Here is a 16,921-nt window from a genome sequence, read left to right on the forward strand (position 1 = left end):
GGGGGATGTACTGTAGATGCTGACTTTTATGTGCCGCCTCGGCCTGATGACCTTGACCGTGGCTACGCTGAGCACCGTTGTGCTCGCCGCCGACGGCAACCCTGTTTCCTTGTATAGCAGCCTGGCGCGCTCGGCTCCAGAACTCAATCCCGCTGTACTGAAAAGCGCGCTGAGCGCGGTGCAGTGTGCGGTCAATAATGGCGAGGATCGTTCCGAGCGCCTGGCCGTGATTGACTATTCTCAGCCTTCGACCGCTCGTCGGCTATGGATTTTCGATTTGCGCAAAAAGACCCTGGTGCTGCGCGACCTGGTGGCCCACGGGGCCAAGTCCGGGGAAAACTTCGCCACCCAGTTCTCCAATCGTGAAGGCAGCCATCAGTCCAGCCTGGGCCTGTTCCGCACCCGGGAAAGTTACCTGGGCACTCATGGCTACTCACTGCGCATGGACGGCCTCGAGCCGGGCTTCAATGATCAGGCGCGTGACCGGGCCCTGGTGATTCACGCCGCCGACTATGTCAGCCCCTTGTGGAGCAAGCGCGAAGGCCGTATCGGCCGCAGCCAGGGCTGCCCGGCGGTACGCCCGCAGGTGGCGCGCCAGGTGGTGGATAAACTCAAGGACGGGCAGTTCATGTTCTCGTGGTACCCGGACCAGCGCTGGTTGAAGTCTTCGACCTACCTCAACTGCAAACCCCAACAGGTGGCGAGTAGTCGTACAATCCGTGGCGGTTAGCCTGTCCCCACCGATAAGAGAGAGCGTCGCATGCTTCTACATAAGTCCACCTGGATCGAGATCGGCCAGTTTCTGGAGCGCAGCCGCACGGTGGTGATCCCCATCGGTTCGAATGAACAACATGGCCCCACCGGCCTGTTGGGCACCGACTGGATGTGCCCGGAAATCATCGCCCACCAAGCGCAAAAGCACGCCGACATCCTGATCGGCCCGACCTTCAATATCGGCATGGCCCAGCACCACCTGGGCTTTCCCGGCACCATTTCGCTGCGCCCATCCACCTTTATTGCTGCAATTGGCGACTGGGTACGTTCACTGGCCGGGCACGGTTTCGACAAGATCCTGTTTCTCAACGGCCATGGCGGCAACATCGCTACGATTGAAGCGGCGTTTTCCGAGCTGTACGCCGAAGCCAGCTTCGCCCGCCAACCGGCCGGGTTTGCGCTGAAACTGGTGAACTGGTGGGATCTGGAAGGCGTCAACGAGCTGGCTCACCGACAGTTCCCGGTCGGTCACGGCAGCCATGCCACGCCGTCAGAAATCGCCGTGACGCAGTGGGCTTATCCGGAGTCGATCAAGTCCGCCGATTATTCGCCGCAGATCGCCAACACCGGGCCGATCCGTGAAGCGCTGGACTTCCGCACGCGTTTCCCCGACGGGCGCATGGGCTCGGACCCAGCCCTGGCGACCGTGGAGAAAGGCGGTGAGTTGGTGGCGTTGGCAGCTCAAGGGCTGATCAAGGTTGTCGACAGCTTCAGTCACGAAGCAACACCTTAAACCATAGCCCCGCCCACAGGGTTTATCGGTGGCCTGCGGTCACTTGCACTCTTGCGCCGTCAACTCCAGGCGCGACGGTGTGATGGTCGACGCGAGCGGCTTGCGCTCATACAGGAACACCTTGGTGCCGTCCTGGGACTTGTAGGCCTCCAGTACATCATCGGCGGCAATCTTGCTGGTCAACACCACCCTGGCGTGGCGCGAGTTCTGCGTCACGGTCGAAGTGATATTGTATTTTTCTAGCTTGGGCAACACGCACTGCATATAACTTTCGGGGGTCTTGGCGGTTTGCAGGGTCAATGTCGGAGCATTCGGAGAAGACACACAACCGGCCATTAACAAGGAAGCAAAGGCCAGGGCCGGGGCGAAAAAAGAGCGCATAAAAATCCTGAATATATAAAAGGAAACGTTCACATCAACCCGCTCGGACTAACGCCTTGAGCGACACATCAAATTGTTTCAAGGCATCGAGCTGGACATCACGCTGCTGCTCGATCTGCGCGGCAATCTCCGGGGCGGCCTTGTCACGGGTCCACACCGATGGCACTTGCTTATGCACCGAGCCTTCGGCCTTGGCGATGTACTGCAGGTTCGCGTCGTAGAAGCGCGCGATAAAATGCGCTTCGACCTGATCGTTACGCGGGGTCAACAGTTGGTTATGGGTGTCGAGCATCACCACCACATCGGGGTGAGCCTGCACAAGCGCATCCAGCGTGTCGTAAACGGTCACCGACAAAAACGTACCTTGCAACGAACTCATCAACCAGTCGATGGCCAACTCCGGGTCGGAGCTGTTGACGAACGCCTCGCGGATGCGCCCATCGAGGGCATCCCTAGCGCCATTCAAGGCCGTGTCGTGGTAGCGTTCAAGGTAGCCGAGGTTGTCGACCGTGTTTTCGCTGTACAGCACCCCCACTGACTGCTCGTGCCGCAGGGAGTCTACGCTACCGTCGATTGATAGCAAATGGCCTGCACGCAGTTCATCGGCGATTGCCGGGTTGATCATGACCGCAGTGCTCATCATCAGGGTCATTAAAGCCAGTTGAATAAACGTCCTCATCGCGCGATTTCCTTGAACTGCGTCTCGATGGGGCGATTTTCCGCTTTTCCTGAAAAAACAGAACTTGCAATCCTCGATGATGACTATTATCTGAACCAATAGTGCTTACATAAAATCTATAAGGACCACGCTATGAAACCCCACCAGAAAACCTTCGACCGCATCCGCGAAGCCGTATTGCCGGAGTATCGCGAGCGGGTTGCCGATTACCTGGTCGACTATGAACGTGTCTTGCAAGACCCGACGGCCGACTCGGACGATGCCCAAGCCAGCGCCCAGCAATTGCTGGGCTATCTGCGAGGGTTGAACACCACTCGCGTGCTGGGCATGGCCGACTGGGAAGAGCTGGACCGGCGCGTAGCGCAGGAATGGCCTAAAGCGCGGGCCTTGGCAGATTGACCCATTCCTGCACCGATGGCCGCTGCCATTGGCGTTGCGCGTAGTCCACCAACTCGGCCGGTACGCTGTCGCCGTTGAGGATCAGGCGGTTAAGCATCACCGCCAGGTCCAAATCGGCAATCGACCACGCGCCGAACAAGTACGCCGGATTACCCGCCAACAGCACCTGCGCCGCACTGACCAGGCGGTGTGCAGCGGCCTCGGCCAGCGGCGACAACGGCGGCATCTGCTGCCCATAGAACACCACCAACGTCGAACGCTCCTGACGAATCGGCAGCAAATCGCTGCGCAACCACGCCTGAGCCTGCCGCGCCCTCGCCCGCTGCTTTGGATCGGCCGGGTACACCGCGGTTTCGGGGTAGGCCTCGTCCAGGTATTCGCTGATCGCCGAGGACTCTGACAGGGCGAAGTCCCCGTCCACCAACGTCGGCACGCGCTGGGTCACGGACAGTCGGGCAAAGTCGTGCGTCTGGTGTTGCGCGGCATCCAAATCAAGGACCACGGTGTCGAATGCCAGACCTTTTTCGCGCAGGGTGACGAACACCGACATCGCATAGGGGCTGGCGAACAGCGAATCAACGTAAAGGCGCAGCGCGGCTTGGTTCATGACGGATCTCCTTGGGTGAAAGCCCACGCTACGAGATCGGCAGCGATAAAGACAATGCGCAGTTTTTATAGGGGCATTCCTCGGCGGAATAGCGGTTTAACCGGCAAACCCGCCCTTCTCCAGAAAGGCCCGCTCTTCACCCGTGGTCAGCCTGGCCAGCACCTCATTGCGATGGGGAAAGCGCCCGAACTGTTCGATGATCCGCGCGTGTTCCTTGGCCCAATGGAACGTGTTGGCATCCAACGGCTGATTGAGGACCAGGGAGCGTTGCTGGTCCTGCACGTTTTCAGAATGCTCAAACGGCAGATAGCAAAACGCACGCAATTGCGGCTCGATCAATTGATCCAGCCCGGCATCTACCATGCGCCGCGCATACAAGCGCGCCAATGGGTCCGTGGCAAACATATGCGCCGTGCCACGAAATGCGTTGCGCGGGAACTGATCGAGCAGAATAAGCAAGGCCAGCGCGCCCTGCGCCGAGCTCAACCAGCCCTCCAGCTCACGCCGGGCCGCTTGCAGATGAGTGGCGTAGAAGGTGTCGCGAAACGCGGCGTCGAACGCAGCGTCCTTGGCGAACCAGCGCTTGGGGCCGGCTTGCGTCCAGAAGTCGACGACGGCATGCGGGGTATGGATTGCCTCGTTGCGTTGCTTGCTCATCAGCAGCCTCTTCCAGTGGTAGGCACGAGCGTCCTCGCCCTCAGTGACAACACGCAGCAGTGCGCATAAATACGTTATACGATAACATCCTGTTTTCGTCCTGCCCTTGTGAACGTCGACCATGAATGACGCTGTTTCCTTACGCCAACGCCTACTGTCCATCGACGCCCTGCGCGGTCTGGTTATCCTCATCATGTTGCTCGACCACGTGCGCGAGACCTTCCTGCTGCACCGTCAGGTCAGCGACCCGATGAGTATCGACAGCACCGAGCCTGCGCTGTTTATCAGCCGCACCCTCGCCCACGTGTGCGCGCCGGTGTTCGTGTTGCTCACCGGGCTGTCCGCCTGGTTGTACGGCCAAAAGTATCAGGGCCGTCGCGATGTGTCGGCCTTTCTGTTCAAGCGCGGGCTGTTCTTGATTGTGTTGGAGTTTAGCCTGGTCAACTTCGCCTGGACCTTCCAACTGCCGCCCAGCGTCATCTATCTGCAGGTGATCTGGGCGATTGGCCTGAGCATGATCGCCCTCGCCGCGCTGGTGTGGTTACCGCGCCCGCTGCTGATCACGTTGGCATTGGTGATCATGGCCGGGCATAACCTGCTGGACGCGCTGCACTTCGCTCCTGGGACAGTGCTGCAGACTGTGTGGGCGATCCTGCATGAACGTAGCTGGATCGAGGTGTCCGATCACCTGCGATTGCGCATCACGTACCCGGTGTTGCCATGGATCGGTGTGATCGCGCTGGGTTACGGCCTGGGCCCGTGGTTTGCCAATGCCATGGCGCCGACCCTGCGTCAGCGCTACCTGTTGCGGGCGGGGCTCGGTGCGTTGGTCGGGTTCGTGTTGTTGCGGGCCGCCAATGGGTATGGCGAGAAGCCTTGGCAGATGTATGACAGCAGTCTGTCGACGCTGATGAGCTTTTTCAATGTCACCAAATATCCGCCTTCGCTGTTGTTTCTCGCGTTGACACTGGACATTGGACTGTTATTGCTGCTGGCGCTTGAACGCGCGGGGCAGCGGCGCTGGATCGGCTTGCTCGCGGTATTTGGCGCAGCGCCGATGTTCTTTTACCTGTTGCATCTGTATGTGTTGAAAATCCTGTACGTCGCGTGTGTGGCGCTGTTCGGCCTCGACCACGGCGACTACTTCGGTTTCGACAGTGTTGGCGCGATTTGGTGGGTGGCGCTGCTATTACCCATTGCACTGTATTGGCCAGTGCGCTGGTTTGCCGGGTTGAAAGCACGGCGGCGGGATATGGCGTGGCTCAAATACCTGTGACCCGTCGCCGCTCCGGATGCGGGAGGGAGCAAGTCCCCGCCCGCATTTCTGTGAAATGTATTACGCCAACTCGGCGCGCAGTTGACGCGCTGCCGTGACCATATGGATCAACGCCGCTTCAGTCTCCGGCCAGCCACGCGTTTTCAAGCCGCAGTCCGGGTTCACCCACAAGCGCTCTGCCGGAATCCGTTTGGCGGCCTTGCGCAGCAGGTTGGCCATTTCCGACGCGTCCGGCACCCGTGGCGAGTGGATGTCGTAGACGCCCGGGCCGATGTCGTTCGGGTAAGCAAAGGCTTCGAACGCGTCCAGCAACTCCATGTCCGAGCGCGAGGTTTCGATGGTGATCACGTCGGCATCCATCGCCGCGATGGACTCGATCACATCGTTGAACTCGCTGTAGCACATGTGCGTATGGATCTGGGTTTCGTCACGCACGCCGCAAGCGCACAGGCGGAATGCTTCGGTGGCCCAGTCCAGGTAGTGCTGCCATTGCGCCTGGCGCAACGGCAAGCCTTCACGGAACGCGGCTTCATCGATCTGCACGATCTGGATGCCGGCGGCTTCCAGGTCGACCACTTCATCACGGATCGCCAGGGCGAGTTGACGCGCCTGCACTTCGCGGCTCACGTCTTCACGCGGGAAGGACCACATCAGCATGGTCACCGGGCCGGTCAACATGCCCTTCATCGCCTTGCGGGTCAGGCCTTGGGCGTAGCGTATCCAATCCACCGTCATCGCCTGCGGGCGGCTCAGGTCGCCGAAAATCACCGCCGGTTTCACACAGCGTGAACCGTAGCTCTGGACCCAGCCAAAGCGCGTGAAGGCGTAGCCGTCCAATTGCTCGGCGAAATACTCGACCATGTCATTGCGCTCGGCCTCACCATGCACCAGCACGTCCAGGCCGAGGTTTTCCTGCACTTCAACGGCGTGACGAATCTCGCTGTGCATCGCCTCGACGTATTCGGCCTCGCTCAACTTGCCCTGTTTGTAGGACTGGCGCGCCAGGCGGATCGACGCGGTTTGTGGGAACGAACCGATGGTGGTGGTCGGGAACGGCGGCAACTTGAGACCGGCGCGTTGTGTCTCGATGCGCTGGGCAAACGGCGACTGGCGCTGGCTGTCCTGAGCGGTGATCGCCGCCACACGGGCTTGCACCGCCGGTTTGTGAATGCGCGGCGATGCGGCACGGGCCGCCTGTACGGCGCGGCTTTCAGCCAAGGCGGCGAGCACGTTCGGCGCTTCGGGCTGGTTGACGGCCTGGGCCAGCACGGCCACTTCGGCGCACTTCTGGACCGCGAACGCCAGCCAGCTTTTCAACTCGCTATCGAGCTGGTCTTCACGGCCCAGGTCGACCGGGCTGTGCAGCAACGAACAAGACGGCGCCACCCACAGCCGATCGCCCAGCTTCTCATGGGCGTGCTGCAGGGTGCCGAGGGCGTGTTCCAGGTCGCAACGCCAGACGTTACGGCCGTTGACCACGCCCAGGGACAAGACTTTGTAGGCCGGTAGGCGGTCGAGAATGGTCGGGTACTGCTCCGGTGCGCGCACCAGGTCAATGTGCAGGCCATCAACCGGCAGGTTGGCGGCCAGGCCGAGGTTTTCTTCCAGGCCGCCGAAGTAGGTAGCGACCAATTTTTTCAGCGGATCGCGCTGGATCAGGTTGTAGGCGCGTTCGAAGGCGTTTTTCCACGCCTGCGGCAGGTCGAGTACCAGAATCGGCTCGTCGATCTGCACCCACTCCACGCCCAGGTCAGCCAGGCGCTGGAAGATCTGGCCGTACAGGGGCAGCAGGCGTTCGAGCAGGTCGAGCTTGTCGAAATCGCTGCCCTTGGCCTTGCCCAGCCACAGGTACGTCAGCGGGCCGATCACCACGGGCTTGACGGTGTGGCCCAGGTCACGCGCCTCCTTGACCTCGTCGAAGAGCTGCTCCCAACCGAGGTGAAAGTGCTGGTCGACGCTGAATTCAGGCACCAGGTAGTGGTAATTGGTGTCGAACCACTTGGTCATTTCCTGAGCGTGCGCCCCACCGCAGCAAGGGTCACTGACGCCGCGCGCCATGCCGAACAAGGTCTGCAAGGTGGCTTTGCCATCCGCCGGGCGGAAGCGCTCAGGGATCACCCCGAACATCAGCGAATGGGTGAGTACCTGGTCGTACCAGGCAAAATCACCGACGGGCAACAGGTCGATGCCGGCCTGTTTTTGCAAGGCCCAATGCGCCTTGCGCAAGTCACGGCCAACGGCGTGCAGGCCGGCTTCGTCGAGTTCGCCCTTCCAAAACGCTTCCTGCGCTTTTTTCAGTTCACGATCGCGTCCAATGCGTGGAAATCCGAGGGAATGAGCGACTGCCATGACTTACAACTCCAATACCGTTAGTGATGGCGGCCATTGTCGGCAGACTCGCATAGTGAGACAAACTCATTTTATTCCTGATGATCACAAGATCTACTCATGTTAATACCGCCCTCACGGCGCCTGAACACCTGACCCTTGTAGGAGCGAGCTTGCTCGCGAAGAACCTAAGTGCGCCGCGTACCGTCAGGCAACCCGCATGATCGTTGGCGTTCTTCGCGAGCAAGCTCGCTCCTACAGGCTGTTACATCAACGGAATCGAATAGCTCACGAACAGCCGATTCTGATCCTGGTCCCGCACGACCTCACTGCGCGACACACCGTTACGCCAGCCGAACCCGACGTTCTTGAAGGTGCCGCTCTGCACCACATAATCCAACGAAATATCCCGCTCCCACTCGCTGGCGTTATTCCCGCTGGCGGTGAGGATATGGTCGCCTTTCAAATACATCATCGACGCCTTCAAGCCCGGCACGCCCAACGCCGCGAAGTCATAGGCGTATTGCGCAAAGGCCGTGCGCTCACCGGCCTGGATAAAGGTTTGCACCGTCCGGTCGGTGTAGAGGTACAGGCTGGAGCCCCCCTCTCCTTTGTTCACCAGGCCGCCCTGGTTGAGTTGGGCAAAGTTGCTGTCATCGGACACTTGCTGGTAACCGGCAGTAATCGCGTGAGACCCCAGGGAGTAGATGAAGGCCGCACTCCAGGTGTTGTTGTCGATTTCACCGCTGCCATTTTTGCTATAGCCGCCGAACTTGTAGCCTTCGGCGCGCCCGGCGGCGCTGCTGTTTTTGCCGTCGGAGGTGGTCTTGAAGTAACGCAGGTCGGTTTTCAACGAACCGTAATCGCCCAGCGGCAATACATGAATCAAGCCGGCAAAGTGTTGTTGGTAATAGTCTTCGAGGTTGGCGTAGTAGTACTGGACCATCAGGTCCTTCGTCAGTTGGTAGTCGGCACCCGCGTAGGTGAATTTATTACTTTCCTGGGTGCCGCCCGCTGCGGTCGCTGGAGCCGCGCCCGGTGGTGTGATGACGGTTTGATGTCAGCGCCCTGGATACACCGCGATCCCAATGTGGGAGGGGGCTTGCCCCCGATAGCGTTGTGTCAGACACCCCATAGGCCAGCTGATCCACCGCCATCGGGAGCAAGCGTCCTCCCACATTGGGCCGGTGCATGCCGTTGGAGAGTCATATTCCGTGACTATGCTTGGAAACCCGGCGCGCAAAATCCGCCCGCTAACCTTTCGATCTGCTCCAAGTGCGGGCACAATGCGTGTCCTTTTTTGGCAGGCACCGCCGCAGGCTCTCAAAAATGATCAAAACGCCGTACTACCTCATCGATAAACAGAAACTTCTGGTCAACATGCAGAAGATTGCTTACGTGCGCGAACAGTCCGGCGCCAAGGCGTTGCTGGCGCTCAAGTGCTTTGCCACCTGGTCGGTGTTTGACCTGATGCAGCAATACATGGACGGCACCACGTCGTCGTCGCTGTATGAATTGAAGCTCGGCCGCCAGAAGTTCGAAGGCGAGGCGCACGCCTACAGCGTGGCCTGGGCCGACGATGAAATCGAAGAGATGCTGGAAAACTGCGACAAGATCATCTTCAACTCCATCAGCCAACTGCAGCGCTTTGCCGAGCGTTCCGAGGGCAAGACCCGCGGCCTGCGCGTCAACCCGCAGGTGAGCAGTTCGGATTACCTGCTGGCCGACCCGGCGCGCCCGTTCAGCCGTCTGGGCGAATGGGACCCGGTGAAAATCGAAGGCGTGATCGAGCAGATCTCCGGTTTCATGTTCCACAACAACTGCGAAAACGACGACTTCAGCCTGTTCGACAAGATGCTGTGCACCATCGAAGAACGCTTCGGTGCGCTGCTGCACAAGGTCAAGTGGGTCAGCCTCGGCGGCGGCATCCACTTCACCGGCGAAGGCTATGCGCTGGACGCGTTCTGCGCACGCTTGAAAGCCTTCTCGCAGAAGTACGACGTGCAGGTGTACCTGGAACCCGGCGAAGCCGCGATCACCAACAGCGCCTCGCTGGAAGTCACCGTGCTCGACACCCTCTACAACGGCAAACACCTCGCCGTGGTCGACAGTTCCATCGAAGCCCACCTGCTGGACCTGCTGATCTACCGCCTCAACGCCAAGCTGGCGCCGAGCGCGGGTGAACACACCTACATGGTGTGCGGCAAATCCTGCCTGGCCGGGGACATTTTCGGCGAGTATCAATTTGATCGTCCGTTGGCCATCGGCGATCGGCTGTCGTTCATCGACACCGCGGGCTACACCATGGTCAAGAAAAACTGGTTCAACGGCCTGAAAATGCCGTCCATCGTAGTGAAACAACTCGACGGTACAGTCGAGGTGGTTCGTGAATTTGGTTACGACGACTACCTGTCCAGCCTTTCGTAAGCTGGCGGATAAAGGAGAGATAAAGCAATTGAAAAAGAACGTTCTTATCATTGGTGCAGGAGGTGTCGCCAAGGTGGTGGCCCACAAGTGCGCGCAGCACAACGACGAACTCGGTCGTATTGCTATCGCGTCGCGCAACATCTCCAAATGCCAGGCCATCATCGACAGCGTCAAGGCCAAGGGTAGCCTCAAAGTACCCGCCGACATCCAAGCCTTTGCGCTGAACGCCCTGGACGTGGAAGCGACCAAGGCCCTGATCCGCGAGACGCAATCGCAGATCGTCATCAACGTCGGCTCCGCGTTCCTCAACATGTCGGTGCTGCGTGCCTGCATCGATACCGGCGTGGCTTACCTCGACACCGCCATCCACGAAGAGCCGGGCAAGGTCTGCGAGACCCCGCCGTGGTACGGCAACTACGAATGGAACCACCTGGAAGAGTGCAAACAGAAGAACATCACCGCCATCCTTGGCGTGGGCTTCGACCCGGGTGTCGTCAACGCCTATGCCGCGCTGGCGCAGCAACAGCATTTCGACCGCATTGATTCGATCGACATTCTCGACGTCAATGCCGGCTCCCATGGCAAATACTTCGCCACCAATTTCGACCCGGAAATCAACTTCCGCGAATTCACCGGACAGGTGTGGAGCTGGCAGAACAGCCAGTGGACCAGCAACACCATGTTCGAAGTCAAACGCACCGACGACCTGCCGGTGGTCGGTTCGCAGAACCTGTACCTGACCGGCCACGATGAAGTCCACTCGCTGTCGAAAAACCTCGACGTGCCCAACGTGCGCTTCTGGATGAGCTTCGGCGAACACTACATCAACGTGTTCACCGTGCTGAACAGCCTCGGCCTGCTCTCCGAAAAGCCGGTCACCACCGCCGAAGGCCTGCAAGTGGTGCCGTTGAAAGTGGTCAAGGCCGTGCTGCCCGACCCGTCTTCGCTCGCCCCTGGCTACACCGGCAAGACCTGCATCGGCGACTTGGTCAAAGGCACCAAGGATGGCCAGCCGCGCGAGATGTTCATCTACAACGTGGCGTGCCATGAAGAAGCCTTTGCTGAAACTGAAAGCCAGGGCATTTCCTACACCGCAGGCGTGCCACCCGTCGCCGCTGCGCTGCTGGTTGCACGTGGCGAGTGGGATGTGAAGCACATGGCCAACGTTGAGGAGCTGCCGGCTGAGCCGTTCCTCAAGGCGCTGGACGTGATGGGCTTGCCGACTCGGATCAAAGACGAGCACGGTGATCGGGCTTGGGATGCGATTGCCTGATAGGCGATAGCTGACCGAACCAAAATGTGGGAGGGGGCTTGCCCCGATAGCGGTAGATCAGTCACAGCTGTATTGACTGACACACTGTAATCGGGGGCAAGCCCCCTCCCACATTTGGATTCGTGATGCTTCCTGCACATACGGGAGCGGCCTCAAAACACCGACCAGCCAATCCGCTCACTCAGCAACTCCAACGCCTTGATCCCTGCCAGCGAATTCCCCGCCGCGTTCAACTCCGGCGACCACACGCACACCGTGAACTGCCCCGGCACCACCGCGACAATGCCGCCGCCGACTCCGCTCTTGCCCGGCAAGCCCACGCGATAGGCGAAATTCCCCGCCTCGTCATACAGCCCGCTGGTGGCCATGATCGAGTTGACCTGCTTGGTCTGGCGCGCGGTCAGAATCTGCTCGCCGCTGTGGGCACTTACCCCCTCGTTGGCCAGGAAGCTGAACGCCCTGGCCAAATCCAGGCAGCTCATTTGTAGCGCACAGTAATTGAAGTAACTGTGCAGCACCGCGTCGACATCGTTATGGAAGTTGCCGAACGACTTCATCAGGTAGGCCATGGCCGCATTGCGTGCGCCGTGTTGCGCTTCCGACTCGGCGACGACGCTGTTGACCAGGATCTGCGGGTTGCCCGACAGGCGCCGCACAAAGTCGCGCATCGACAGAATCGGCACGGCAAAGCGTGACTGGTTGATATCGCAGATCACCAGCGCGCCGGCATTGATAAAGGGGTTGCGTGGGCGACCGCGTTCGAACTCCAGCTGCACCAGCGAGTTGAACGGCTGGCCCGAGGGCTCGTGGCCCAGGCGCTCCCAGATGGTTTCGCCGCCGTGGTCGATGGCTTGCACCAGGCTGAACACCTTGGAAATGCTCTGCACCGAGAACAGGGTATCGGCATCCCCGGCGCAGTAGGCCGTGCCGTCATTGCCGTACACAGCGATCCCCAGTTGATCAGCGGGCACGTCGGCCAGCGCGGGGATGTAGTCGGCGACTTTGCCGAGGCCGATCAGTGGACGAACTTCGTCGAGAATCGACTCCAACAGCGCCTGCATGTCTTGTCCTGTCATCGTTCTTTGAATCAGTGGTAAGCGGGGCGCGGAGGATACTTCAATGTACTCGGCAGGCCCACTGGCGGGAGGCGGTGTATGGCTTAGAAATACGTCACATCCGACACCTGCTCATCCAGCACATCCCGCGCCAGCGCCCATGCCTGGTCATTGGACCCCACCAGCAGCAGCGGATAACCCCAGGCCTGGCCGAAGGTCATGGCGAACGGCTTGAGTGCCCGGCGTTTGGCGGCGCAGGGCTCCACCTGGATCATGCCTTTGACATACGCACGCAGGGTCTGCCGGTGTTTCCTCATCCAGAGCGAGGCGTGCTCGCGCTCTTCGTAGGAATGCGCGTGATTGAGTTCGTCCAAGGCTTTTTCATACAGCAACACAAAAGATTGCTGACGTGCCAGCAGGCCTTCGAACATCACGAAGCTGTCCTGCGACCCGCCTTCATTCGGCGCATCAAAAACGATCTTCACCACGGGAAATGTTGAACTGTCGAGGCGCATGGCAGAGCTCCTTAATGAGAATTGATCTCACTATAAAGCTCGCAAGGCTGGACGGCATTGCACAGAATAGCCAAAATGTTTCGCAATTCAGCCAAGCTGCGAGCCCGCTATGAAACGCCACCGCCTGGACCTGCATGATCCGCTATTGGCCAAGGATGCCGACGTAATCCCACGTGCCGTGGTGGCCGTAGGCGCGAGCAGTACGTCCGAGAGTTGGGAACACGTTCAGCACACCCACCGCAAAGGCCAGTTGATGTACACGCTGCGCGGGGTGATTCATTGCGAAATCGAGGCCGGTATCTGGATTGTGCCGCGCCAGTGCGCGCTGTGGATTCCCGGCGGTACGCCCCACGCCGCCCGTGGCTCCGGGGAAGCGGAGGTGTATTGCCTGCTGATCGACCCCGACGCTGCCAGCGCCCTGCCCTCGCAATGCTGCACCCTGGCGGTGTCCGGCCTGCTGCATGAGCTGATCGGCAAAGCGGTGAGCTTCCCGCAGTTGTATGAAGTGAACGGTGCGCAGGGACGTTTGATCGGCACATTGCTGGACGAGCTGGCCCAGGCGCACATCGAAGGCCTGCACCTGCCGATGCCCCAAGACCCGAGGCTGCGCCGCATGGCCGACAGTCTGCTGGCCAACCCCGGCGATAAAGCCACGCTCGGACAATGGGCGGTGCGCATCGGCATGAGCGAGCGCAGCATGACCCGCCTGTTACTGGAGGAGTCCGGCCTGAGCTTCGGCCGCTGGCGCCGGCAGTTGCATGTGATCCTGTCGCTGCAACGACTGGCCAGGGGCGAAAGTGTGCAGCGGGTCGCCCTGGATTTGGGCTATGAGAATGCCAGCGGTTTTATCACCATGTTCCGCAAGGCCGTAGGCCAGCCGCCGGCGCGTTACCTGGCGGACCGCGCCGGGGTGGCGACGTCAACCGCTGCCCCTGCGGCCATTGCATTGCACTCGCTGCAGCCGCTTGATCAGCGCTGAACCGGAATCCGGATATCCCCGCCCCGGCACTGGGTTTTCACACTCTTGGGGCAGCCGGCAAAACGCAGTTCCTTGCTCAGGCACACCCGCACTTCGGACAACACCTTGCCCTTGCAGATCACCGCCACGCCATGGTTGCCCATGGCCGGGTTACTCTCGCGAAACAGCGCCTCGATCTCCCGCGCCTCCAGGTAACCCGGCACGTTGAACGGCTGCAATTGCTGCGGGATCTGCACCGTGGCCAAGGCCGCATCGGTGGCTTGCAGGTAGCGCGAGGCGCCCAGACCGCTGCAGGTGCCATGTTTGGACCATTCATGCTTGAGCAATGCCTGCGTCGGGAACATCAACGCGCCTTTGGCCAGCTCATCGGCCGACAGCCGCGACTGCGCATCGCACGACGCCGGCCAGCCACCCCGCGCGTATTGCGGCCATAGCCCATGCAATACAAACCCGTAGCCTTTGCCGCTGCATTGCTCGTTGTTCGGGTGCGCCAGGCAGAACGTCGGCGACCACGACAGCGACAGCACATAAAAATCAAAGTCCCCCGCCGGCCGCTGCTCCCGTGGCGCCGCCTGCGTCGCCATACTTGCCAGTACCCACCCCACGGCCAGCCAGGCTGCCTTGTATTTCATCCGTCTGTTCCTTGAAAAAATAAGCCCGCATTGTTAGCGCAGACCAACGCCCGGCGAAAGTCGTGAATGCAACACGTCGCCAAAGAAAACTACTCAGGATGGTAGGGATTGCGTTGCAGCACCTTGTCCAGAATCCGATCGGTCTTCAACGCCTCGATCGCCAGCGCAGGATGCTCGGCGTCGCCGCGAATATGCGCATTCATGCCCAACACATGGTGCCACTGGATATGCGTGTGGCAAGGCACCTCCAGCACTTCGTCGACTTCCCCTTCAAGCCGCAAGGGTTGGTCGTCGAACACCGCAAACGTGATACGACCCTGCGTGCCGATCAGCTCGACGCGATCTTCACGGCGGTCCGCGACAAAGTTCCAGCAACCCATGCCCAGCGCGCCGGAGCTGAAGGTCCAGCAGGCGGTCACCGCATCTTCCGCCGCATACCGCCCGGCCTGTCGCGCGGTAAACCCGGCAACCTCGACAATGTCCCCGGCCAGGTACTGGAACAGATCAAAGCCGTGGCTGGCCAGGTCGGCAAAATAGCCGCCGCCGGCAATGGCCGGGTCGGTGCGCCAGTTGGCGGCGCTGGTGTCTTCGACGGCCGGCGGCTTGCACAGGGACCAGGTCAGGTGCCGCAATTGGCCGATGCGCCCGTCGCGCAGCCAGTCGCGCACTTGCTGGAACCGCGGCAGCGAACGGCGATAGTAGGACACAAACAAATGCAGCCCGGCACGTTCGAAGGTGCGCTGCATCAATGCGCCCTGCTCGGCATTCAGTGCCATGGGTTTCTCGACGCAACAGTGCTTGCCGGCAGCGGCGACCATCAGGCTGTATTCGAGGTGGCTGTCGGGCGGTGTGGCGATGTACACCGCGTCCACTTCAGGGTCGTTAATCAGTGCCTGCGCGTCGGTATAGAAACGGGCGATGCCGTGGCGTGCCGCATAATCGCGCACAACCTCTTCGCGGCGCCCCATCACGGCCACCAGAGCCGAACCTGGCGCTTTGTAGAAAGCAGGTCCACTCTTTAACTCAGTGACACTGCCACAACCGATCATGCCCCAACGTACGGTTTTCATCTGTTTACCTCGTGCGTTGTCGTCAATCGACCAGTATCCACGTCATCACACAGGTGCGCCACCATCACCCAGCACGACATTTGCATTACACTTTTATGACAGACATTTCGCTGCGGGGTACAGACGGTGAAAATACGCGCAACGGTGATTTGCGAACACGAGGGGCACATCCTCTTCGTGCGCAAGGCCAGATCGAAATGGGCGTTGCCGGGCGGCAAGGTCGAACGCGACGAGCGCCCGGTCGGCGCAGCCGAGAGGGAGTTGGAAGAAGAAACCGGGTTGAACGTCGACGGGCTGCTGTACCTGCAGGAATTGAAGGTGCGCGACACGCTGCACCATGTGTTCGAGGCGTCGGTCGTGAACATCGCGCAAGCGCGGCCATGCAACGAGATCACCGATTGCCGGTGGCACGCCTATGGTGCCCTGGACGAGCTGGACACCACTGACACCACGCGGCACATCGTCAAATCCTTTCTGCGACGCCTGTAGTTCCGCACTCTGCCCGCTCGCGTGAGCAGGCCATTTGCTTACTGCCGTTCGACGAAGGATTTGACGAACGTGCCAGTGGCGGTGTGCGTCACCGTGCCGCTGCTCCCCCCGTGAACATGCGCGTTGATGATTAGTCTGGCCAACGGCTCACAGAACTGCGACCAACTCCGGTACCAAGACAAACACAATAGACGGATGCACGCGGAGTTTGCCGAGATTTACGTTTGAAGTTGAGGTCAAATCCCAGGCAAAAAAAATCCCAAGTAGCTGATGGAAACTTGGGATTTAAAAATGCATAAACCGTGGGAGGTGAACGCGCGGCTATAATACCGATTGCCTAAACCTGTAACAAGATGGTTTTAATCCTTTCGTCGGACTGAAGTCGCTGTAAGTCATTCAATAACCACACATTTCTTAAGGTGGCCAGGTATATAAACGCCACTTTTTGGTGCAACTACCGGAGTGACTTGCGAACACTATCTCCCTTTATAAAGAGGGGTTATCAATCGATCGCTGTATAAGACTTTTCATCGACTGTCCTCTCAACTGGTTGCACCTCTCGCTAAGTTCAATCCTGTTTGTCGACGCCGCACTGGCCACGCGTTCCACTTGCCTGCAGAGGGCCAGGTGCTCGGCGGCCTCTTCAC

17 protein-coding genes and 2 pseudogenes are annotated in these 16,921 nt (G+C 60.0%); 8 read left to right on the forward strand and 11 right to left on the reverse strand.

The window, feature by feature from the left end; translation table 11 throughout:
* Positions 1-16: 16 nt before the first annotated feature.
* Together U5A08_RS16350 and U5A08_RS16355 are read left to right on the forward strand one after the other, a co-directional pair.
* Positions 17-730, forward strand: coding sequence for a murein L,D-transpeptidase catalytic domain family protein (locus U5A08_RS16350; RefSeq protein WP_253396403.1), 714 nt, complete (start codon positions 17-19; stop codon positions 728-730).
* A 30-nt stretch (positions 731-760) separates the two neighbouring features.
* Positions 761-1,507 carry a creatininase family protein gene (locus U5A08_RS16355; protein WP_253396405.1) on the forward strand — a complete coding sequence of 249 codons (747 nt, stop codon included), beginning with the start codon at positions 761-763 and terminating at the stop codon, positions 1,505-1,507.
* Between the two features lie 39 nt (positions 1,508-1,546).
* Here the strand turns inward: U5A08_RS16355 and U5A08_RS16360 are convergent, their stop codons facing one another.
* Complete coding sequence (locus U5A08_RS16360; protein ID WP_253396407.1) at positions 1,547-1,888, reverse strand: hypothetical protein; 342 nt, start codon at positions 1,886-1,888, stop codon at positions 1,547-1,549.
* Positions 1,889-1,922: 34 nt separating this feature from the next.
* Positions 1,923-2,567 (reverse strand): ATPase, encoded by a 645-nt coding sequence (locus U5A08_RS16365; RefSeq protein WP_253396409.1) that lies wholly within the window; start codon positions 2,565-2,567, stop codon positions 1,923-1,925.
* A 132-nt stretch (positions 2,568-2,699) separates the two neighbouring features.
* Here U5A08_RS16365 and U5A08_RS16370 point away from each other — a divergent pair, with 132 nt between their 5' ends.
* Positions 2,700-2,966, forward strand: a complete 267-nt coding sequence (locus U5A08_RS16370) for a hypothetical protein (protein WP_247403901.1) — start codon at positions 2,700-2,702, stop codon at positions 2,964-2,966.
* Here U5A08_RS16370 and yfcF read toward each other — a convergent pair.
* Positions 2,941-3,573 (reverse strand): glutathione transferase, encoded by a 633-nt coding sequence (gene yfcF, locus U5A08_RS16375; RefSeq protein WP_321847451.1) that lies wholly within the window; start codon positions 3,571-3,573, stop codon positions 2,941-2,943. The genes U5A08_RS16370 and yfcF overlap by 26 nt on opposite strands.
* 96 nt (positions 3,574-3,669) lie before the next feature.
* Positions 3,670-4,230 (reverse strand): DUF924 family protein, encoded by a 561-nt coding sequence (locus tag U5A08_RS16380; protein ID WP_321847452.1) that lies wholly within the window; start codon positions 4,228-4,230, stop codon positions 3,670-3,672.
* Between the two features lie 121 nt (positions 4,231-4,351).
* Between U5A08_RS16380 and U5A08_RS16385 the strand changes: the two genes are divergently transcribed.
* Positions 4,352-5,506: an acetyltransferase domain-containing protein gene (locus tag U5A08_RS16385; protein ID WP_321847453.1), complete on the forward strand. Its 1,155-nt coding sequence runs from the start codon at positions 4,352-4,354 to the stop codon at positions 5,504-5,506.
* Between the two features lie 60 nt (positions 5,507-5,566).
* Here the strand turns inward: U5A08_RS16385 and metE are convergent, their stop codons facing one another.
* From metE to U5A08_RS16400, 3 genes and pseudogenes are all read right to left on the reverse strand, one after another.
* A complete protein-coding gene (gene metE / locus U5A08_RS16390; protein WP_321847454.1) occupies positions 5,567-7,855 on the reverse strand; it encodes a 5-methyltetrahydropteroyltriglutamate--homocysteine S-methyltransferase in 2,289 nt (762 codons plus the stop codon).
* A gap of 139 nt (positions 7,856-7,994) precedes the next feature.
* A pseudogene (locus U5A08_RS16395) lies at positions 7,995-8,081 on the reverse strand (outer membrane lipoprotein carrier protein LolA); the annotation flags it as partial.
* 18 nt (positions 8,082-8,099) lie between these two features.
* Positions 8,100-8,880, reverse strand: a pseudogene (locus U5A08_RS16400) (OprD family outer membrane porin); the annotation flags it as partial.
* 283 nt (positions 8,881-9,163) lie between these two features.
* On the opposite strand from U5A08_RS16400, the gene U5A08_RS16405 reads away from it, so the two are divergent.
* Together U5A08_RS16405 and U5A08_RS16410 are read left to right on the forward strand one after the other, a co-directional pair.
* Positions 9,164-10,261, forward strand: coding sequence for a carboxynorspermidine decarboxylase (locus U5A08_RS16405; protein ID WP_321847456.1), 1,098 nt, complete (start codon positions 9,164-9,166; stop codon positions 10,259-10,261).
* 28 nt (positions 10,262-10,289) lie between these two features.
* Complete coding sequence (locus tag U5A08_RS16410; protein ID WP_321847457.1) at positions 10,290-11,534, forward strand: saccharopine dehydrogenase family protein; 1,245 nt, start codon at positions 10,290-10,292, stop codon at positions 11,532-11,534.
* A 152-nt stretch (positions 11,535-11,686) separates the two neighbouring features.
* Here the strand turns inward: U5A08_RS16410 and glsB are convergent, their stop codons facing one another.
* Together glsB and U5A08_RS16420 are read right to left on the reverse strand one after the other, a co-directional pair.
* A complete protein-coding gene (gene glsB, locus U5A08_RS16415) occupies positions 11,687-12,595 on the reverse strand; it encodes a glutaminase B (protein WP_253396422.1) in 909 nt (302 codons plus the stop codon).
* Positions 12,596-12,693: 98 nt separating this feature from the next.
* The gene (locus U5A08_RS16420) at positions 12,694-13,104 is read right to left on the reverse strand and encodes a hypothetical protein (protein ID WP_321847459.1); all 411 of its coding nucleotides are present in this window, start codon (positions 13,102-13,104) and stop codon (positions 12,694-12,696) included.
* A 109-nt stretch (positions 13,105-13,213) separates the two neighbouring features.
* On the opposite strand from U5A08_RS16420, the gene U5A08_RS16425 reads away from it, so the two are divergent.
* Positions 13,214-14,083: an AraC family transcriptional regulator gene (locus tag U5A08_RS16425; RefSeq protein ID WP_321847461.1), complete on the forward strand. Its 870-nt coding sequence runs from the start codon at positions 13,214-13,216 to the stop codon at positions 14,081-14,083.
* Here U5A08_RS16425 and U5A08_RS16430 read toward each other — a convergent pair.
* Positions 14,074-14,715, reverse strand: coding sequence for a ribonuclease T2 family protein (locus U5A08_RS16430; RefSeq protein ID WP_253396428.1), 642 nt, complete (start codon positions 14,713-14,715; stop codon positions 14,074-14,076). The two genes, U5A08_RS16425 and U5A08_RS16430, sit on opposite strands and share 10 nt — an antisense overlap.
* Positions 14,716-14,804: 89 nt before the next feature.
* Positions 14,805-15,785 (reverse strand): Gfo/Idh/MocA family protein, encoded by a 981-nt coding sequence (locus U5A08_RS16435; RefSeq protein WP_253396430.1) that lies wholly within the window; start codon positions 15,783-15,785, stop codon positions 14,805-14,807.
* A 126-nt stretch (positions 15,786-15,911) separates the two neighbouring features.
* Here U5A08_RS16435 and U5A08_RS16440 point away from each other — a divergent pair, with 126 nt between their 5' ends.
* A complete protein-coding gene (locus U5A08_RS16440) occupies positions 15,912-16,274 on the forward strand; it encodes an NUDIX hydrolase (RefSeq protein ID WP_253396432.1) in 363 nt (120 codons plus the stop codon).
* The last annotated feature ends 647 nt before the right edge of the window (positions 16,275-16,921 follow it).

The organism is Pseudomonas paraveronii (genome assembly GCF_963681955.1).
In the GTDB taxonomy this organism is placed as follows: Bacteria; Pseudomonadota; Gammaproteobacteria; order Pseudomonadales; family Pseudomonadaceae; genus Aquipseudomonas; species Aquipseudomonas paraveronii.

Coding starts and splice junctions, on each gene's coding strand:
- U5A08_RS16355 (WP_253396405.1), top strand. CDS start 761: ATGCTTCTACATAAGTCCACCTGGATCGAGATCGGCCAGTTTCTGGAG.
- U5A08_RS16435 (WP_253396430.1), bottom strand. CDS start 15,785: ATGAAAACCGTACGTTGGGGCATGATCGGTTGTGGCAGTGTCACTGAG.
- glsB (WP_253396422.1), bottom strand. CDS start 12,595: ATGCAGGCGCTGTTGGAGTCGATTCTCGACGAAGTTCGTCCACTGATC.
- U5A08_RS16420 (WP_321847459.1), bottom strand. CDS start 13,104: ATGCGCCTCGACAGTTCAACATTTCCCGTGGTGAAGATCGTTTTTGAT.
- U5A08_RS16360 (WP_253396407.1), bottom strand. CDS start 1,888: ATGCGCTCTTTTTTCGCCCCGGCCCTGGCCTTTGCTTCCTTGTTAATG.
- U5A08_RS16425 (WP_321847461.1), top strand. CDS start 13,214: ATGAAACGCCACCGCCTGGACCTGCATGATCCGCTATTGGCCAAGGAT.
- U5A08_RS16365 (WP_253396409.1), bottom strand. CDS start 2,567: ATGAGGACGTTTATTCAACTGGCTTTAATGACCCTGATGATGAGCACT.
- yfcF (WP_321847451.1), bottom strand. CDS start 3,573: ATGAACCAAGCCGCGCTGCGCCTTTACGTTGATTCGCTGTTCGCCAGC.
- U5A08_RS16370 (WP_247403901.1), top strand. CDS start 2,700: ATGAAACCCCACCAGAAAACCTTCGACCGCATCCGCGAAGCCGTATTG.
- U5A08_RS16405 (WP_321847456.1), top strand. CDS start 9,164: ATGATCAAAACGCCGTACTACCTCATCGATAAACAGAAACTTCTGGTC.
- U5A08_RS16350 (WP_253396403.1), top strand. CDS start 17: ATGCTGACTTTTATGTGCCGCCTCGGCCTGATGACCTTGACCGTGGCT.
- U5A08_RS16430 (WP_253396428.1), bottom strand. CDS start 14,715: ATGAAATACAAGGCAGCCTGGCTGGCCGTGGGGTGGGTACTGGCAAGT.
- U5A08_RS16380 (WP_321847452.1), bottom strand. CDS start 4,230: ATGAGCAAGCAACGCAACGAGGCAATCCATACCCCGCATGCCGTCGTC.
- U5A08_RS16385 (WP_321847453.1), top strand. CDS start 4,352: ATGAATGACGCTGTTTCCTTACGCCAACGCCTACTGTCCATCGACGCC.
- metE (WP_321847454.1), bottom strand. CDS start 7,855: ATGGCAGTCGCTCATTCCCTCGGATTTCCACGCATTGGACGCGATCGT.